Genomic DNA, 16,141 nt, shown 5'->3' on the forward strand with positions numbered 1-16,141 from the left:
TGTCTGGATCACGGCTCCTCGTGAGGAGGAGGCGTTCGCGGAGGGTGTCCGCACCACGAGTGTAAGCGCATACATTGCCGCGCGCAACGGTCTGCGGGGTGCTCCCATCCGCACGACGGAGGCGGAGCGCGCGTCAGCTCGCGCGCAGCGAGCTCGCGCGCAGGAGGATCTCGACCGGCAGCCGGACCGACACCGGCTCGGCGTCCGGCGTCTCGAGACGGTGCGCGAGCACCTGGATGGCGGCGCGCCCGAGCTCGATCATGGGCTGCCGCACGGTCGTGAGCGGGGGCGAGACGAGAGCGGAGGCGTCGATGCCGTCGAAGCCCGTGACGATCACGTCCTCGGGGACGCGGATGCCCGCGCTCGCGAACGCGTCCAGGGCCCCGAGCGCCATTTGGTCGTTCGACGACATGAGGGCGGCGGGAAGGCCGTGCGCGACGAGCTCCTCCCCCACGCGGCGCCCCGATGCCCGCGTGAAGTCCCCCCGGCGCACGTCGATCTCGTCGATGCGGAGCCCGGCCGCCTCGATCGCGCGGCGGAAGCCCTCCCAGCGCTGCGCGCCGTCGGGCGAGTCCGCCGGGCCGGCGAGGTACGCGGGCGGGCGCCCGTCGGTCTGCGCGAGGACGTGGCGCGTCAGCTCGGCCATGGCCTCGGTGTTGCTCACGGTGACGTGGTCGTGGCGGTCGCCGCGGCGGGGCCCTGCGAGCACGACGATGGGCACGCGCCGCGAGAGCCAGTCCAGCGCGTCATCGGGGATGCTGCTGGCGAGGACGACGAGCCCGTCGACGCGACCGGCCATGTCGCGCACCGTCGAAGCTGACGGGTCGCCCCGCCCCACACCCACCATGAGCACGAAGCCGCGCCGCCAGGCCTCGAGCTCGGCGCCGCGCAGCACCTCGTCCTGGAACAGCATCGATGCGCGGGCGTCGTCGCGCGGACCGGCGCCGCGGACGACGGTGAACGGCTCCCTGACCTCGTTCGCGAGCACGTCGAGGGCCGAGACGTCGTCGATCGCGTCGAAGCCCGGGAAGTACATGCCGAGCACGCCCGTGCGCCGCTCGGCGAGCCCGCGCGCGCTTCCGCTGGGCACGTACCCGAGACGCGAGACGGCATCGAGGACGCGGTCGCGCGTCTCCGGGCGCACCGCCTCGGGGGTGCGCAGCACGCGGGAAACGGTCGCGATCGAGACACCGGCGCTCTCCGCGACGTCGTAGACGGTGGGCGCCTTCGACACAGACCGCTCCTCCCGCATGCGCGCCGGACCACCCGGGCGCAGTTCAGGCTAGCCGCAACCCGGCGGACGCCCGGGGAGGAGGTGCGGCGGTGCGCAGACAGCACGCGGCCGCCGGCTCCGGGGAGACGGCGGCCGCGTGGTCGGCTCAGTTGAACTCGAGCGGGTGGGCGCCCACGCGCCCCGACCCGTCGAGGGGGTCGATGCCGTCGATGCGGGCGACCTCGTCGGCGGTGAGCTCGAAGCCGAACACGTCGAGGTTCTCGGCCATCCGCTCCTTGCGCGTCGACTTGGGGAACACGATGAAGCCCTTCTGCAGGTGCCAGCGGATGACCGCCTGAGCGGGCGTCACGCCGTGCGCCGCCGCCGCCTCGGCGACCGCCGGGTTCTCGAACAGCGGGTACTTGCCCTGGCCGAGGGGGCCCCACGACTCGATCTTCGTGCCGTTCTGCTCGGCCCACGCGAGCACATCCCGCTGCTGGTAGGCGGGGTGCAGCTCGATCTGGTCGACGGCCGGCACGACGCCGGTGTCCTTCACGATCCGGTCGAGGTGCTCGGGCAGATGGTTCGAGACGCCGATCGAGCGCGCCAGGCCCGCGTCGCGGATCTCGATGAGCTTCGCCCACGCGTTCGAGTAGGTGTCCTTCTCGGGCGTCGGCCAGTGCGTGAGGTAGAGGTCGACGTACTCGAGGCCGAGCTTGTCGAGGCTCTCGCGGATGGCGTCGTGCGGCTGCTCGCCCGACTGGCGGTCGTTCCAGAGCTTCGTCGTGATGAACAGCTCCTCGCGCGGGATGCCGCTCTTCGCGATGGCGGCGCCCACCCCCTCCTCGTTCCGGTAGATCGCCGCCGTGTCGATGTGGCGGTAGCCGAGCTCGAGGGCCTCGCTGACGGCCTGCTCCGCCTCCGCCGGCGGCACGAGGAAGACGCCGAAGCCGAGCTGGGGGATGTCGTGGCCGGAGTTCAGAGTCACTGCGGGAATGTTCATGTCTCCACCTTATTGAGCGCGAGGGCGGTCGGCGCCGGAAGATGCGGATTCACACCGCCGCCGCCTGGAGCGCGTCGACGCGCGCGAACAGCGCATCGAACACGCTGCCGCGGTCGAACTGGAGCGCGTGCGCCCTGGCCCGCTCCTCCCACTCCGCGCGCTCGACCACGTCCATCCCGATCGCGCGGTCGATCGCGGCCGCGATCTCATCGGGCGCGTCGACGCCGATGATGATCGCGGTGTCGCCGACGGCCTCGCCGACTCCGCCCGTGAGCGTTGTGATGGCCGGGCCACCGCCCGAGAGCGCCTTCTCGGCGAGCGCGATGCCGAAGGTCTCGATGAACTCCGGTCGCGGCTTCGTCGGGAGCACGTACGCGGCCGCGCCGGCGAAGAGATACGGCTTCTCGGCGTCGTCGACGTCGGTGAGGAACGTGATGCGGTCGCCGACCGGAGACGCCGCGGCGAGCGCGCGCAGCTCCTGCTCCTCTGGCCCGCGACCGGCGATGACGAGCCGGCGCGTCGCGGGCGCGCTCGATCGCGCGAAGCCCTCGATGAGGTCGTCGACGCCCTTCGCGCGAGCGAGCCGCGAGAGGTAGAAGACGTAGCCGTCGCGCTCGAGGCCCCGCTGGGCGAGACGCCGGTCGACCTCGGCGCCGTCGAGATCGAGGAACAGCGAGGCGTCGATCGCGGGGTACGAGATCGCGATCCGCTCCTCGCAGCGCGCGGCGTACCGCGTGCCGTGGCGCGCGTCGAGCACGCGCGCCTCCTCGACGATGAGGTCCTTCGTGTACTGCGACACCGCGACGCACACGTCGCTCGCGAGATACGACTCGAGCACGTGCGCCGCCGCACCGAAGCGGCCCTCGTTCACGCACTGGCGCACGACGTTCGTCACGTCGGATCCGACGGCCTCGGCCACCGTCACGACGTCGACGGGAAGCCCCGTGCGGCGTGCGACCGAGACGGCGTCGCTGACGGCCGTCGTGTGCGGGCTCAGGTAGAGCGACATCGCGACGGTCGGCACGCCATCGGTGAACAGCTCGACGAGGCGCCCGACGAGACCTCCGATGTACCGCCCGTCGACGACCTTGTAGTCGCCGACCGGCTCGGGGCGCTCGACGAGGATCCCGGGGCTGTACGGGAGCACCGACTCGAGCGGCTTGAGCGGGAGCCCGGCCGACTCGAGGCGCTCGATGGGCCAGGTCACGATGCGCACCTCGTCGAAGCCGCGGGCGATGGCGGCCTCGGCGAGATTCCGGGCCTCCCCCGAATGGCCGCAGATCACCGGATCGGCGCGGACGACGATGACGAGTCGACGGGTCATGCTGGCTCCTGTCCGAGGGGGCGGATGGTCGTGGATCGCGGGCGATCTGCGCGCGAGTTCGGGCGATGATACGACACGCATGTGTCGGCTGCGTGCGCGGTCTGTGTCGCGCGGTCGATCGACCCCGCCGCCCGGCTCAGCGCAGTGACCGGGAGCTCGGCGAGGCCTCGTGCGGATGCGACGGCGGCCGGCTCTCCCGGCCCCAGTCGCCCGGCTCGTCGCCCAGGTCGACCTCGAGCACTCCGCCTGCGCGCAGCTGGGCGCCGGAGAGCCATGGCGCGTGATGCGGACGGCCGTCGAGGCGTATCCCCTGCACGTACTGGGGAGCCGTGTCCCGGCCCACCCGCCGGAATCCCGTCGTCTGCACGACGAGCTCGCTCTCGCCGCCGAGGTCGATGCGCGCCTCGGGCCAGGCCGGGGCGTTGAGGAGCACGAGGTCCTGGCCGGCGACCGGGAACATCCCGAGCGACGCCCACACGACCCACGACGAGAGCCCGCCCGAGTCGTCGTTCCCCGGGAGGCCGCCGGGGCCCGTGCCGAACATCTGGTGCAGCGCCGCGTGCACGATCTCGGCGGTACGGTCGGGGCGGCCGGCGTAGGTGTAGGCCCACGGCGCGTCCATGTCGGGCTCGTTGTTGAGCCCCTCGAAGCGGCCGAGCGCGTACCCGCCCTCCATCTCGACGTCGCCGGGGCCCACGCCGGGCTGGCGGACGGGAGCCGCGCCGAACCCGAAGAAGCGGTCGAGCATGCCCACGAAGGCCTCGTCTCCGCCGGCGAGCGCGATGCGCCCCGCCATGTCGTGCCCGATCCGGAACGAGTAGTTGTACTTCGTGCCCTCGTAGAACGTGGAGTCGCGCAGCAGCCCCGTGTCGAGATCGAACGCGTTGCGCCAGCGTCCAGCGAGCGCGAGGCACTCCTCGCGCACGCGACGGTCGCCGACGGCGGCGGCCACCTGGGCCGTGCACCAGTAGCCGAAGGCGATGTCGAGCGTGTGCGTGATCGGCTCGGCGCGACCGTGGGTGAGGAAGTCCTCGCCGTACGTGCGGCGCAGGTCGGAGAGCATGTGCACGAGCGCCCAGTCCCAGTCGATGCCGTCGAAGCCCGCGAGGCAGAGGTCGGAGAGGAACGTGTGCGCGAGCGCGCTCGCCTGGCGCGCGAAGCGGTCCGAGCCCTTGGCCATCCGGTACCCGATCGGGAAGTTGCCCTCCTCCTCGCAGATCGTCACGAGGGCGTTCCCGAGCTCGACCGCCCGATCGGGGCGCAGCAGGGTGAGCAGCGGCAGCTGCGTGCGGTAGATGTCCCACATCGTGCAGAGGTCGTAGACGAACGGGCCCTCCGACGGCCAGAACGGGCTCTCGCCCATCGCGAGCGACGGCTTGATGAGCGAGTGGTACAGCGCGGTGCCGAAGACCGTGCGCCGCTCGCGCGTCTCGGCCTTCCGCGCCTCGCGGTCGGGCTCGCGCGGGTGCTCGGGCGGATCGGAGAGGCGGATGGCCCCGAGGGGCTCGGTCCATGCGAGCTGCGTCGCGGTGCGGCGGTGGGCGAAGCCGCTGCCCTCCGGGCAGTCGGCGCGCAGGTTCCGTGCCGCGCGCTCCACGCCGCGCAGCGAGAACCCGATCCTCAGCTCGATCGTCTGCCCCGCCGCGGCCGGTCCCGCCCACATGAGCCCGAAGGGGCGGAGCGTGGTCGGGCGGATGGCGTCGAAGTCGAGCCGCTTGCCGCCCGGCATGAGCCGGCGGTCGTACCAGAGCAGCTGGCGCCATCCCGGTGCGTCGGCCTCCATGTGCATCGCGAGGGGCGCGCCCTCGACGACGATCTCGCCCTCGGCGTGCCCGGGGGCCGTGGACTCGAGGTGCGCGCGCAGCGGCACGGTCGCGCCGTACGGGATGTCGAGGCCGCCGAGGGACAGGTCGACGACGAGCCGCGCGTCGCGGTGCTTCGGGAACGTGTAGCGGTGCACGGCGCTGCGCGGCCCGACCGTCACCTCGCAGCGGATGCCGCTCGAGAGCGTGCAGGCGTAGAAGCCGGGCGCGGCGACCTCGTCGGACACGTCCCACTGCTCGCCGAGCGCGTCGAGCGAGCCGAGCATGGGCGTCACGCGGACGTAGTTGTAGTACTTGCGGATGGCGCCGGTGCCGCTCTGCTGGAAGTGCGTGATGCCGCTCGCCACGGGCCGGTCCCGCAGGCGCGGGGGCACGCCCTCGGTCGCGAGGTCGTACTCGCCGTAGCCCGTGGGGTACGCGCCCGAGTACGCGCACGCCGAGACCATCCCGAGCGGGAAGGTTGCGCCCGGATGTGTGTTGCCGATCTGCGGCTTGGGCCACCACCACGACGCCGCGATGCCGCGGGGCTCGGGGAGATCGGCCGGCTGGGTCCCGATGAACGGATCGACGTCTGCGAGCTTCACGCGCCCGACGCTACCCCCGCCCCGCGTCGGGCGTGTGACGAACCGTCGCGCGGGAGATGTCAGCGCAGGAAACTACGCTGGCGGGATGAGAATCACCGCCGCCGCAGACGGCTCAGCCCTCGGGAACCCCGGTCCGATGGGGTGGGCCTGGTACATCGACGACGAGCGCTGGGCGGCGGGCGGCTCGCCTCACGGCACGAACAACCAGGGCGAGCTGCAGGCCGTGCTCGAGCTCCTGCGCGCCACGGCCGACGCCGGCGTCGCCCTGCTCATCGAATGCGACAGCCGGTACGTGATCGACTCCGTGACGAAGTGGATGCCCGGGTGGAAGCGGAAGGGATGGCGCAAGGCCGACGGCAAGCCCGTCCTGAACCGCGAGCTGCTGCAGGGGATCGACGAGGCCATGCAGGGCCGCGACGTCGTGTTCTCGTGGGTGAAGGGCCACGCCGGCCATCCGCTCAACGAGGCGGCCGACGAGCGCGCGAACGCGGCCGCCCAGGCGTTCCAGCGCCGCGCGGAGCCGAACCGGGGCCCGGGCTTCGCCGCCGACCCGGTCGAGGGCGCGTCGGGCGGTGCCGTCGTCGCCCCCGAGCCGCCGGCCGCGTCCGGGTCGTCTGCCTCCGCGGCTCCGACGCCGACCGCGACCGCGGTGGACGACGCGCTGTGGGGTGCCGACGACGAGCTCGCCCTCTTCCCGGCCCCCGAGGAGGAGATGGTCGAGCTGCGGCTCCTCCTCGCACCGGACGAGCTCGCACGCCTGCGCGCGCGGGCCGCCTCGTGGGGCATCAGCCCCGAGGACGCGCTGCGTCGTCTGATCTGACCAGCGGCTGCGGGCGGTACACGAAGGTCACGAGGACGACCGAGATCATCATGAGCAGCAGCCACGCGACGAGCTTCGAGATCGAGACCGGCTGCCATCCGTCGGCCTGATCCGGGTAGATCCACGCGCCCGCCGCCGTCCCGACGTTCTCGGCGATCCAGATGAAGAAGGCGACGCCGACGAACGCGGCGAGCACGGGCATCCGCCGCCAGGGCCGCGTGCGGTGGTTGCGGAAGTGCATCGTGCAGCGCGCATAGAGCGCGACGACGAGGGCCAGCAGCACCCAGCGCGCGTCGGGCAGGAAGTGGTGCGCGAAGAAGTTCGCGTAGATGCCCGCCGCGACGAGGGCCGTGGCCCAGATCGGCGGGTAGCGCTCGAAGCGCAGCTCGAAGAGGCGGAAGACGCGCACGAGGTACGAGCCGACGGCCGCGTACATGAATCCCGTGTAGAGCGGCACGCCCGCGATGCGGAGCACGCCGCCGTCCTCGTACGACCACGACCCGACGTCGGTCTTGAAGATCTCCATGGCGGTGCCGACGACGTGGAACAGCAGGATGACCCACACCTCGCGGCCGCTCTCGAGCCGGGCGAGCAGCATGATCGCCTGGATCGCCACGGCCGCGATGACGAGCGCGTCGGTGCGCGCGAGCGCGGCGTCGTCGGGGTACCACAGGCGCGCCGCGACGAGCGCCGCGAGCATCGCCGCCCCGAAGATGCACGCCCACGCCTGCTTGAGCACGAACACCGTGAACTCGACGAGGCCGCGGCGCAGGGCTCCCCCGGGCTCGAGCCGCTCGAGCCGACGGTGCGCCCAGGCATCGATCCGCTGCTCGACCGAGGTGAACGCCCGTGACATGCGGTCGATCCTAGGGTCCGCGCGTGCACGCGCTCCCAGCGCACCTCTAAGCTGGAAGGCTATGTCCTCCCCCGTCATCGCCTACCCGCCCGAGCTGCCCGTCAGCGCGGCGCGCGACGAGATCGCCGCGGCCATCCGCGACCACCAGGTCGTCATCGTCGCGGGCGCCACGGGGTCGGGCAAGACCACCCAGCTGCCGAAGATCGCCCTCGAGCTCGGGCGGACGTCGATCGCGCACACGCAGCCGCGCCGCCTCGCCGCGCGGACCATCGCCGAGCGGGTCGCCGAGGAGATGCAGGTCGAGCTCGGCGGGCTCGTCGGATACAAGGTGCGCTTCACCGACCAGGTGTCGGACGCGACGCGCATCGCGCTCATGACCGACGGCATCCTCCTCAACGAGATCCACCGCGACCGGCTGCTGCGCCGCTACGACACGGTCATCGTCGACGAGGCGCACGAGCGGTCGCTGAACGTCGACTTCCTCCTCGGCTATCTCAAGCGCATCCTGCCGGAGCGGCCCGATCTCAAGGTCGTCATCACGTCGGCGACGATCGACCCCGAGTCGTTCGCGAAGCACTTCGCGGAGCCGGACGGCACACCCGCCCCCGTGATCGAGGTCTCGGGGCGCACGTTCCCCGTCGAGATCCGGTACCGGCCGCTGCTCGCGGACATGACCGAGGACGGCGAAGCGCCGACACCCCGGACGTCGACCGAGGGCGGCGACGAGCCGAGACCCGACGAGCGGCCGTACGACGTCGAGGACGACGTGTCGGCGATCGTGCAGGCCCTGCGCGAGCTCGAGCGCGAGGCCCCGGGCGACGTGCTCGTGTTCCTGCCCGGCGAGGCCGAGATCCGCGACGCGGCCGACGCCGTCCGCGGGGCCTTCCGCAGCGAGACCGCGCCCGTCGAGGTGCTCCCCCTCTACGGCCGCCTGAGCTCGGCCGAGCAGCACCGGGTCTTCGAGCGCTCGACGGTCGCCGGCCTCAGGCGCCGCATCGTCCTCGCGACCAACGTCGCCGAGACCTCGCTCACCGTGCCCGGCATCAAGTACGTCGTCGACACCGGCACCGCGCGGATCTCGCGCTACAGCAACCGGGCCAAGGTGCAGCGCCTTCCGATCGAGGCGGTGTCGCAGGCGTCGGCCCAGCAGCGCTCGGGTCGCGCCGGCCGCACGAGCGCGGGCATCGCCATCCGCCTCTACGCGCACGACGACTTCGCGCGGCGCCCCGCGTTCACCGAGCCGGAGATCCTGCGGACGAGCCTCGCCTCGGTGATCCTGCAGATGCTGTCGCTCGGGTTCGGCGACATCTCCGAGTTCCCGTTCCTCACCCCACCCGACTCCCGCGGCGTGCGCGCGGCCCTCGACCTGCTCGTCGAGCTCGGGGCCGTGCACCCGGCGCGCGATGGCGGGCAGCCGCGGCTCACGCGCATCGGCCGCGACCTCGCCCGGCTCCCGATCGATCCCCGCTTCGCGCGGATGCTCGTGGAGGCGCAGCGAAACGGCACGCAGCGCGAGGTGCTCGCGATCGTCGCGGGCCTGTCCATCCAGGATGTCCGCGAGCGCCCAGAGGAGCAGCGTGAGCAGGCCGATCAGGCGCACGCGCGGTTCGCGGATCCGACGAGCGACTTCCTCACGCTGCTCAACCTCTGGGATCACCTCCAGGAGCAGCAGCGCGCGCTCGGCTCGAGCGCGTTCCGGCGCCTGTGCCGCACGGAGTTCCTCAACTACGTGCGAGTGCGCGAGTGGTTCGACGTGCACCGCCAGCTGCAGGGGCTCACGCGCGGGCTCGGCCGTCGCGGCGAGCGCGATTCCGTCCCGCGGCGGGAGGGTGCGGCGGACCCCGCCGCCGTGCATCGCGCGATCCTCGCCGGCCTGCTGTCGCAGATCGGCGTGCTCGACGAGCGCGAGGCGAAGAAGGACCCGCGCTCGCGCGGCGCCGAGTACCGCGGCGCGCGCGGCGTGCGCTTCTCGGTCTTCCCCGGCTCCGTGCTGCGCAAGCGGCGCCCGCAGGCCGTCATGGCCGCCGAGCTCGTCGAGACCTCGCGCCTGTTCGCGCGGACCGCGGCCGCGATCGATCCGGCCTGGGCCGAGGACCTCGCAGGCGACCTCGTGAAGCGCCAGGTGTCGGAGCCGCACTGGTCGAAGGACTCGGGCGCCGCGATCGCGTACGAGAAGGTCACGCTGTTCGGCGTCGAGATCGTCCCGCGCCGACGCATCCCGTTCGCGCGCGTGGATCGCCCGGCCGCCCGGGAGCTCTTCCTGCAGCACGCGCTCGTCGAGGGCGAATGGGACGCGCACGCTCTGCCGCAGCAGGTCACCGCGTTCCTGCGGCAGAACGCCGACCTCCGTCGGCGCCTCGAGCGCCTCGAGGACCGCGAGCGACGCCGCGACATCCTCGCGGGCGACGAGGCCGTCTACGCCTTCTACGACGCGCGGATCCCCGCTGAGGTGTTCGACGTCCGGTCGTTCGAGAAGTGGTGGACCGACGCGCGCGCTCGCACGCCGAAGCTCCTCACGATGCGCGAGGCCGACCTCGTCGACGGCGCAGCGACCGCCGACGCACGGGACTTCCCGACGCGGTGGACGCAGGGCGATCAGACCCTGAACCTCGCGTACCGCTTCGAACCGGGCGCCGAGGACGACGGCGTCACGGTCGTCGTGCCGCTCCCGCTGCTCGCATCGCTGCGACCCGACGGCTTCGACTGGCAGGTGCCCGGCTTCCGCGACGAGCTCGTCACGGCGCTCCTCAAGGCGCTGCCCAAGGCCATCCGCCGCCACGTCGTGCCCGCGGCCGACTGGGCCGCGAAGCTCTCGGAGGAGCTGGCAGGACGGGGCCCCGAGGACAGCGCGGGTCTTCCCGCGGAGCCGCTGCTCGACGCCCTCGCACGGCTTGTGCAGCGCGCGGCGAGCCAGCCGGTGTCGCCAGCCGACTTCGATCTCGAGCGCGTGCCGCCGCACCTGCGGATGTCGTTCCGGGCGGTGGATGCGCGCGGGCGCGCGATCGCGTCCGATCGCGACCTCGCGTCGCTGCAGAGGCGGCTCGCCGAGCGCACGCGCGACAGCGTCGCGAAGCAGATCGCGCGCGGCGGAGCCCGCGGCGAGCGCCGTCGCGGCGAGGCCGCCGTCGCGGCGGCGTCGGGCATCTCCGCGCCCTCCGCGGGCATCGAGCGCGCCGGCCTGTCGGACTGGACCTTCGGCGAGCTGCCGCCGGTCGTCGACACGCGCGTCGCGGGCGGCGTCGTCCGCGGCTACCCCGCACTCGTCGACGAGGGGCAGACGGTCGCGCTGCGCGTCGAGGCGACACCCGAGTCGGCCGCCCGTCTCACCCGCGCCGGTCTGCGCAGGCTCGTGCTGCTGCAGGTGCCCTCGCCCGCGTCGTACGTGCAGGAGCACCTCACGGCGAACGAGAAGCTCGCCCTCGCCGCGTCGCCGTACGCGTCGGCCAAGGCCCTCATCGAGGACTGCCGAGCGGCGGTCGCCGACGCCGTCCTGGCGCGTCATGGCGAGGTGCGCGACCGCGCGGCGTTCGAGCGCGTGCGCGACGAGGTCTCGCGCGGGTCGGTCGACGACGTCTTCGCGTGCGTCTCGCTCGTCGCGCGCATCCTCACCCTCGCGCGGGACGTGGAGCGCGCGATGAAGGGCGCGACGTCGATGGCGCTCCTCGGCGCACTGAACGATGTGCGCGGTCAGCTCGCTGGCCTGATCTTCCGCGGCTTCGTGTCGGCGACGGGCGTCGAGCGCCTGGCGCACCTGCCCCGGTATCTCGAGGGCGCCCGGATCCGCCTCGAGGCGCTCCCCGACAATCCCGGCCGCGACCGCGCCTGGATGACGGAGTTCGAGCGCGCGCGGGCCGTCTTCGACGAGGCGGGCGGGGCCATCCCCCTGCCGCAGGATGCTCCCGCGCACCTCGAGCGTGCACGCTGGCTGCTCGAGGAGTTCCGCGTGAGCCTGTTCGCGCAGCGTCTCGGCACGGCCGAGGCGGTGTCGCTCCCGCGCATCGCGAAGGCGCTGAAGGGCTGAGGGGCTCAGGCGGCCAGGGCGCCGAACCCGAGGAGGTACGTCGGGACGTAGATGAGGGCGATGAGCACCGCGTGCGTGAGCACGAACCCGCCCGCCTCGAGGGCCTTCCCGCGCTGGCGCAGGTGCGCGCGCAGCTTGCGGAGCAGCGAGACCGGATGGCGCACATCCCAGCTGTTGAACCGGAGGTAGCGCCCGAGGTAGACGCCCACGGCGCCGAGCACGATGATGACCGCCGCGAGCGCCCAGCTCGGCGCGGGCACCGCGCCGAGCGCGTTGGGCTCGACGAGCGCGAGGAAGGCCGTCTGCACGACCGCGAGGCTGAGCACCGCGTTCGCGATGCCGGAGAGCGTGAGCGTCAGGGTCTGCACGATGTCGTACCAGAGGGGCACCGGGTCGCCGTCGCGGCGGTGGCTGAAGTTCAGCTCGGTGATGAGATAGATCGAGTTCGGGAAGAGCAGCACCCACACGATCGCGCCCACGACGACGTACACCCACACCGCGACCGCCGCGGCCCGTGGCCGCAGCGCCGTGAGCGACAGCAGCGCGGGGAGCCCGAGGAGCCCGGCGACCGCGACGAGCGAGACGAGGACCGGAACGAAGGAGAGGCCGATGTTCAGCAGCATCGGCCGGTAGAGCGGCACGCCGTACACCGCCGATCGGAGCCTCACGAGCACGATCGCGTAGATGTTGAGCAGGACGACGGCGATGCACGCGACGAGGACGGCCACGCCACGACCCTAGTCGCGTCCCGCTACTCCCAGACCGCCGTCTCGGGGTCGATCCCGCGCGCGCGTGCGCTCTCGTCGACCGCGCGCCGGAACCAGGCCGCGAGGCCGACGCGGATGCCGTCGTAGTGCGCCGCGAACCCCGGGTCCGCCTCGTAGCGGCGGGCAAGGCACACCTGCATCTGGCGGCTGAGCGGGAAGTAGGCCGAGAACGCCTCCCGGTGGTGCTCGACGAGGTCATCGGCCTCGGCGCTGCCCGGTGCGACACCGCGGTCCATCGCGTCCGCGAGCGAGCGCTCGACGCCCGCGACGCGGTCGGCGACCTCGCGCCATTCCTCGGCGGTGCGGTCGGCGGCCGCCTCGGCGAACTGCCGCCACTGCCGTGTGCCGCCGTAGGCCTCGCGCGCGCCGCGCGCCTGCTCGGGGTCCCAGCCGGATCCGAACACCTCCCGCTGCACCTCGTCCGCGAGCGGGACGCCGCGCTCATGCGCGGCGATCATCCGCTCGAGGCCCGATCCGAGCCGGTTCAGCCGCGCGATCCGCTCCTCGAGCTGGGCGTGCGCCGCCCGGAGCGTGCCCGCCGCCTCGGGCGACGCGCCGTCGAGGATCGCGCGGATGTCCTCGAGCGCGACGCCGATCTCGCGGTAGATCGCGACGCGGCGCAGCCGATCGAGGTCCGGCGCCGTGTACAGCCGATAGCCCGCCGGCGTCCGTTCCGACGGGCTCGCCAGCCCGATCGCGTCCCAGTGGTGCAGCGTCCGCACCGTGACCCCGAGCTGCGCAGCCGCCTGCCCCACGGTCAGGCCGTCGACGTCATCGCGCATGCTCCCCATTCTGCTCACGGGCCGCATCGGGCGCCGTGATGCCGAGCTCCGCGAGGTGGCGCGCGGCGTCGCTCTCCGGGTCCCAGGGCAGGGGCGCGGTGAACACGACCCGGGCGTTCTCGGGCGTCCGGATCTCGAGGTCGCGCGTGCCCCACGGCGTGTCGCGCGGGCCGTCGACCGCGTCCGCCCTGAGGGCACGGCACGCGGCGGCGACCGGCTCGATCTGCCGGAGGACGCAGGCGAAGCTGACGCTCATCGCGGGAGGCGGCGCGGGGGCATCGCCCGCGGGCACGAGGAGGACGTCCTGGAAGGCCCAGCGCCGCAGATGCACGATCCCGCCCGGAACGCTGAACAGCTCGATGAAGCCGAGCCCTCTCGTCCAGAACTCCACGGACGCGGGCAGGTCGGGCGCGGGGATGGTGACGAAGGAGGGCATCGCGTAGATGCCGCGGAACGGCTCGGGCGCGACCGCGTCGGGGTCGCGCGGCGGCACGGGGCTGATCTCGAAGGCATCGTAGTAGTCGGTCATGCGCTCCACCCTCGAGCCTGACGCTGCGTGAGGGTCAAGTCGCGTCCCGCTTTCGTCCGCGCAGAGCCCACCAGGTATCTTGATGTCGAGACAGAATCGCGCCATCCGCGTGCCATCCGTCGTTCCCCGGCAACACCCCACCGTCTGGAGTCGCCTCACCCATGTCAAAGATCATCTACACCCACACCGACGAGGCGCCGCTGCTGGCGACGTACTCGCTGCTGCCGATCATCTCGGGCTTCGCGTCCAAGGCCGGTGTGGAGTTCGAGACGCGCGACATCTCGCTCGCGGGCCGCATCATCGCGCAGTTCCCCGAGCGTCTCACCGAGGCGCAGCGCATCGGCGACGCACTCGCCGAGCTGGGCGAGCTCGCCAACGAGCCGAGCGCCAACATCATCAAGCTCCCCAACATCTCGGCATCGGTGCCGCAGCTGAAGGCCGCGATCGCCGAGCTGCAGGCGCTGGGCTACGACATCCCCGACCTCCCCGAGGACCCGCAGACCGAGGACGAGAAGGAGGTCGCCGCGCGCTACGACCGCGTCAAGGGCTCCGCGGTGAACCCCGTCCTGCGTCAGGGCAACTCCGACCGCCGCGCGCCCGGCGCCGTCAAGGCGTACGCGAAGGCGCACCCGCACCGCATGGGCGCGTGGTCGGCCGACTCGAAGACCTCGGTGGCCACGATGGGTCACGACGACTTCCGCTCGAACGAGAAGTCGTTCGTCTCGCCCGCCGACGACGCGCTGCGCATCGAGCACGTGGCGGCGGATGGCACGGTGACGGTCCTCAAGGACAAGGTGGCGGTTCTCGAGGGCGAGGTCGTCGACGCGACCTTCATGAGCGCCAAGGCGCTCGACGCGTTCCTCGCCGACGCGATCGCGCAGGCCAAGCAGGAGGGCGTGCTGTTCTCGGCGCACCTCAAGGCGACGATGATGAAGGTCTCCGACCCGATCATCTTCGGCCACATCGTCAAGGCCTACTTCGCTCCCGTCTTCGCGCAGTACGGCGCCGACCTCGAGGCGGCCGGCCTCTCGGCCAACGACGGCCTCGGCGGAATCTTCGCCGGCCTCGAGAAGCTCGAGAACGGCGCCGAGATCCGTGCGGCGTTCGACCGCGCCCTCGCCGACGGCCCCGAGCTCGCGATGGTCAACAGCGACAAGGGCATCACGAACCTCCACGTGCCGAGCGACGTGATCGTCGACGCGTCGATGCCCGCGATGATCCGCATCGGCGGGCACATGTGGGGCCCCGACGGCGCCGAGAAGGACACGCTCGCCGTCATCCCCGACTCGTCCTACGCCGGCGTGTACCAGGCCGTGATCGACGACTGCAAGGCGAACGGCGCCCTCGACCCGACGACGATGGGCACCGTGCCCAACGTCGGCCTCATGGCGCAGAAGGCCGAGGAGTACGGCTCGCACGACAAGACCTTCGAGATCGCCGAGGCCGGCACCGTGCGCGTCGTCAACGGCGCAGGCGAGACGGTCCTCTCCCACGAGGTCGAGCAGGGCGACATCTGGCGCGCCTGCCAGACGAAGGACGCCGCCATCCGCGACTGGGTGAAGCTCGCCGTCACGCGCGCGCGCCTCTCGAGCACGCCCGCCGTGTTCTGGCTCGACGAGACCCGCGCGCACGACGCGAACCTCATCGGGAAGATCGAGCGCTACCTGCCCGAGCACGACACGGACGGCCTCGACATCCGCGTCCTCGCGCCCGCCGAGGCGACGACGTTCTCGCTCGAGCGCATCCGCCAGGGTCTCGACACCATCTCGGTGACGGGCAACGTGCTGCGCGACTACAACACCGACCTGTTCCCGATCCTCGAGGTCGGCACGTCGGCGAAGATGCTCTCGATCGTCCCGCTGATGGCGGGCGGCGGCCTCTTCGAGACCGGCGCGGGCGGCTCCGCTCCCAAGCACGTGCAGCAGCTCGTCGAGGAGAACTACCTGCGCTGGGACTCGCTCGGCGAGTTCTTCGCCCTCGCCGCGTCGTTCGAGCACCTCGCCCAGACCACCGACAACGCGCGCGCACAGGTGCTCGCCGACACGCTCGACGCCGCCACGGGGACGTTCCTCGAGCAGGACCGCTCCCCCGGTCGCAAGCTCGGCACGATCGACAACCGCGGTTCGCACTTCTACCTCGCGCTGTACTGGGCGCAGGAGCTCGCGCGGCAGACGCAGGACGCCGACCTCGCTGCGGCGTTCGCGCCGCTCGCGGAGAAGCTGGCCGCCGACGAGGAGAAGATCGTCGAGGAGCTCCTCGCCGTCCAGGGCAAGCCCGCCGACATCGGCGGCTACTACCGTCCGGACGCCGAGAAGACGGCCGCCGTGATGCGCCCCTCCGCGACGCTCAACGCCGCGATCGACGCGCTCTGACCATCCGCTCGACGACGCCCGCCCCTCGCCGGGGGCGGGCGTCGTCG

General features: G+C 72.5%; 11 protein-coding genes. 3 read left to right on the forward strand and 8 right to left on the reverse strand.

All coding sequences use genetic code 11. The annotated features are described in order from the left end of the window. Positions 1-133: 133 nt before the first annotated feature. The 4 genes from M1D46_RS13340 to M1D46_RS13355 all read right to left on the reverse strand — a co-directional run bounded on the left by M1D46_RS13340 (position 134) and on the right by M1D46_RS13355 (position 5,947). Positions 134-1,234: a LacI family DNA-binding transcriptional regulator gene (locus M1D46_RS13340; RefSeq protein ID WP_456285781.1), complete on the reverse strand. Its 1,101-nt coding sequence runs from the start codon at positions 1,232-1,234 to the stop codon at positions 134-136. Positions 1,235-1,379: 145 nt separating this feature from the next. After that, on the reverse strand, positions 1,380-2,216 hold the full coding sequence (locus tag M1D46_RS13345; protein WP_282978551.1) for an aldo/keto reductase: 837 nt from the start codon (positions 2,214-2,216) through the stop codon (positions 1,380-1,382). 49 nt (positions 2,217-2,265) lie between these two features. Beyond that, positions 2,266-3,540: a glycosyltransferase gene (locus M1D46_RS13350; protein WP_456285782.1), complete on the reverse strand. Its 1,275-nt coding sequence runs from the start codon at positions 3,538-3,540 to the stop codon at positions 2,266-2,268. Between the two features lie 136 nt (positions 3,541-3,676). After that, positions 3,677-5,947 carry a glycoside hydrolase domain-containing protein gene (locus tag M1D46_RS13355; RefSeq protein ID WP_456285783.1) on the reverse strand — a complete coding sequence of 757 codons (2,271 nt, stop codon included), beginning with the start codon at positions 5,945-5,947 and terminating at the stop codon, positions 3,677-3,679. Between the two features lie 85 nt (positions 5,948-6,032). Here M1D46_RS13355 and M1D46_RS13360 point away from each other — a divergent pair, with 85 nt between their 5' ends. Continuing rightward, on the forward strand, positions 6,033-6,767 hold the full coding sequence (locus M1D46_RS13360; protein WP_282978554.1) for a ribonuclease H family protein: 735 nt from the start codon (positions 6,033-6,035) through the stop codon (positions 6,765-6,767). Here M1D46_RS13360 and M1D46_RS13365 read toward each other — a convergent pair. After that, entirely contained in the window at positions 6,733-7,623 is an 891-nt protein-coding gene (locus tag M1D46_RS13365; protein WP_282978555.1) for a DUF817 domain-containing protein, read from the reverse strand. The genes M1D46_RS13360 and M1D46_RS13365 overlap by 35 nt on opposite strands. 61 nt (positions 7,624-7,684) lie before the next feature. Here M1D46_RS13365 and hrpA point away from each other — a divergent pair, with 61 nt between their 5' ends. Then, positions 7,685-11,644 (forward strand): ATP-dependent RNA helicase HrpA, encoded by a 3,960-nt coding sequence (gene hrpA, locus M1D46_RS13370; protein WP_456285784.1) that lies wholly within the window; start codon positions 7,685-7,687, stop codon positions 11,642-11,644. A 5-nt stretch (positions 11,645-11,649) separates the two neighbouring features. On the opposite strand, the gene M1D46_RS13375 is transcribed toward hrpA, so the two are convergent. Genes M1D46_RS13375 through M1D46_RS13385 form a run of 3 tightly spaced genes read right to left on the reverse strand, consistent with a single transcriptional unit; the run spans position 11,650 to position 13,722 of the window. Continuing rightward, on the reverse strand, positions 11,650-12,372 hold the full coding sequence (locus M1D46_RS13375) for a DUF1361 domain-containing protein (protein WP_456285785.1): 723 nt from the start codon (positions 12,370-12,372) through the stop codon (positions 11,650-11,652). 23 nt (positions 12,373-12,395) lie between these two features. Continuing rightward, complete coding sequence (locus M1D46_RS13380) at positions 12,396-13,193, reverse strand: MerR family transcriptional regulator (RefSeq protein ID WP_456285786.1); 798 nt, start codon at positions 13,191-13,193, stop codon at positions 12,396-12,398. Next, complete coding sequence (locus M1D46_RS13385; RefSeq protein ID WP_282978558.1) at positions 13,183-13,722, reverse strand: VOC family protein; 540 nt, start codon at positions 13,720-13,722, stop codon at positions 13,183-13,185. Before M1D46_RS13385 ends, M1D46_RS13380 begins: the two co-directional genes overlap by 11 nt. Before the next feature lie 161 nt (positions 13,723-13,883). On the opposite strand from M1D46_RS13385, the gene M1D46_RS13390 reads away from it, so the two are divergent. After that, positions 13,884-16,094 (forward strand): NADP-dependent isocitrate dehydrogenase, encoded by a 2,211-nt coding sequence (locus M1D46_RS13390; RefSeq protein ID WP_456285787.1) that lies wholly within the window; start codon positions 13,884-13,886, stop codon positions 16,092-16,094. The last annotated feature ends 47 nt before the right edge of the window (positions 16,095-16,141 follow it).

The organism is Microbacterium sp. JZ70, from assembly GCF_053903225.1.

Excerpts from the sequence above, each read along its gene's own strand:
- M1D46_RS13390 (WP_456285787.1), top strand. The coding sequence starts at position 13,884 with ATGTCAAAGATCATCTACACCCACACCGACGAGGCGCCGCTGCTGGCG.
- hrpA (WP_456285784.1), top strand. The coding sequence starts at position 7,685 with ATGTCCTCCCCCGTCATCGCCTACCCGCCCGAGCTGCCCGTCAGCGCG.
- M1D46_RS13345 (WP_282978551.1), bottom strand. The coding sequence starts at position 2,216 with ATGAACATTCCCGCAGTGACTCTGAACTCCGGCCACGACATCCCCCAG.
- M1D46_RS13350 (WP_456285782.1), bottom strand. The coding sequence starts at position 3,540 with ATGACCCGTCGACTCGTCATCGTCGTCCGCGCCGATCCGGTGATCTGC.
- M1D46_RS13360 (WP_282978554.1), top strand. The coding sequence starts at position 6,033 with ATGAGAATCACCGCCGCCGCAGACGGCTCAGCCCTCGGGAACCCCGGT.
- M1D46_RS13385 (WP_282978558.1), bottom strand. The coding sequence starts at position 13,722 with ATGACCGACTACTACGATGCCTTCGAGATCAGCCCCGTGCCGCCGCGC.
- M1D46_RS13380 (WP_456285786.1), bottom strand. The coding sequence starts at position 13,193 with ATGCGCGATGACGTCGACGGCCTGACCGTGGGGCAGGCGGCTGCGCAG.
- M1D46_RS13365 (WP_282978555.1), bottom strand. The coding sequence starts at position 7,623 with ATGTCACGGGCGTTCACCTCGGTCGAGCAGCGGATCGATGCCTGGGCG.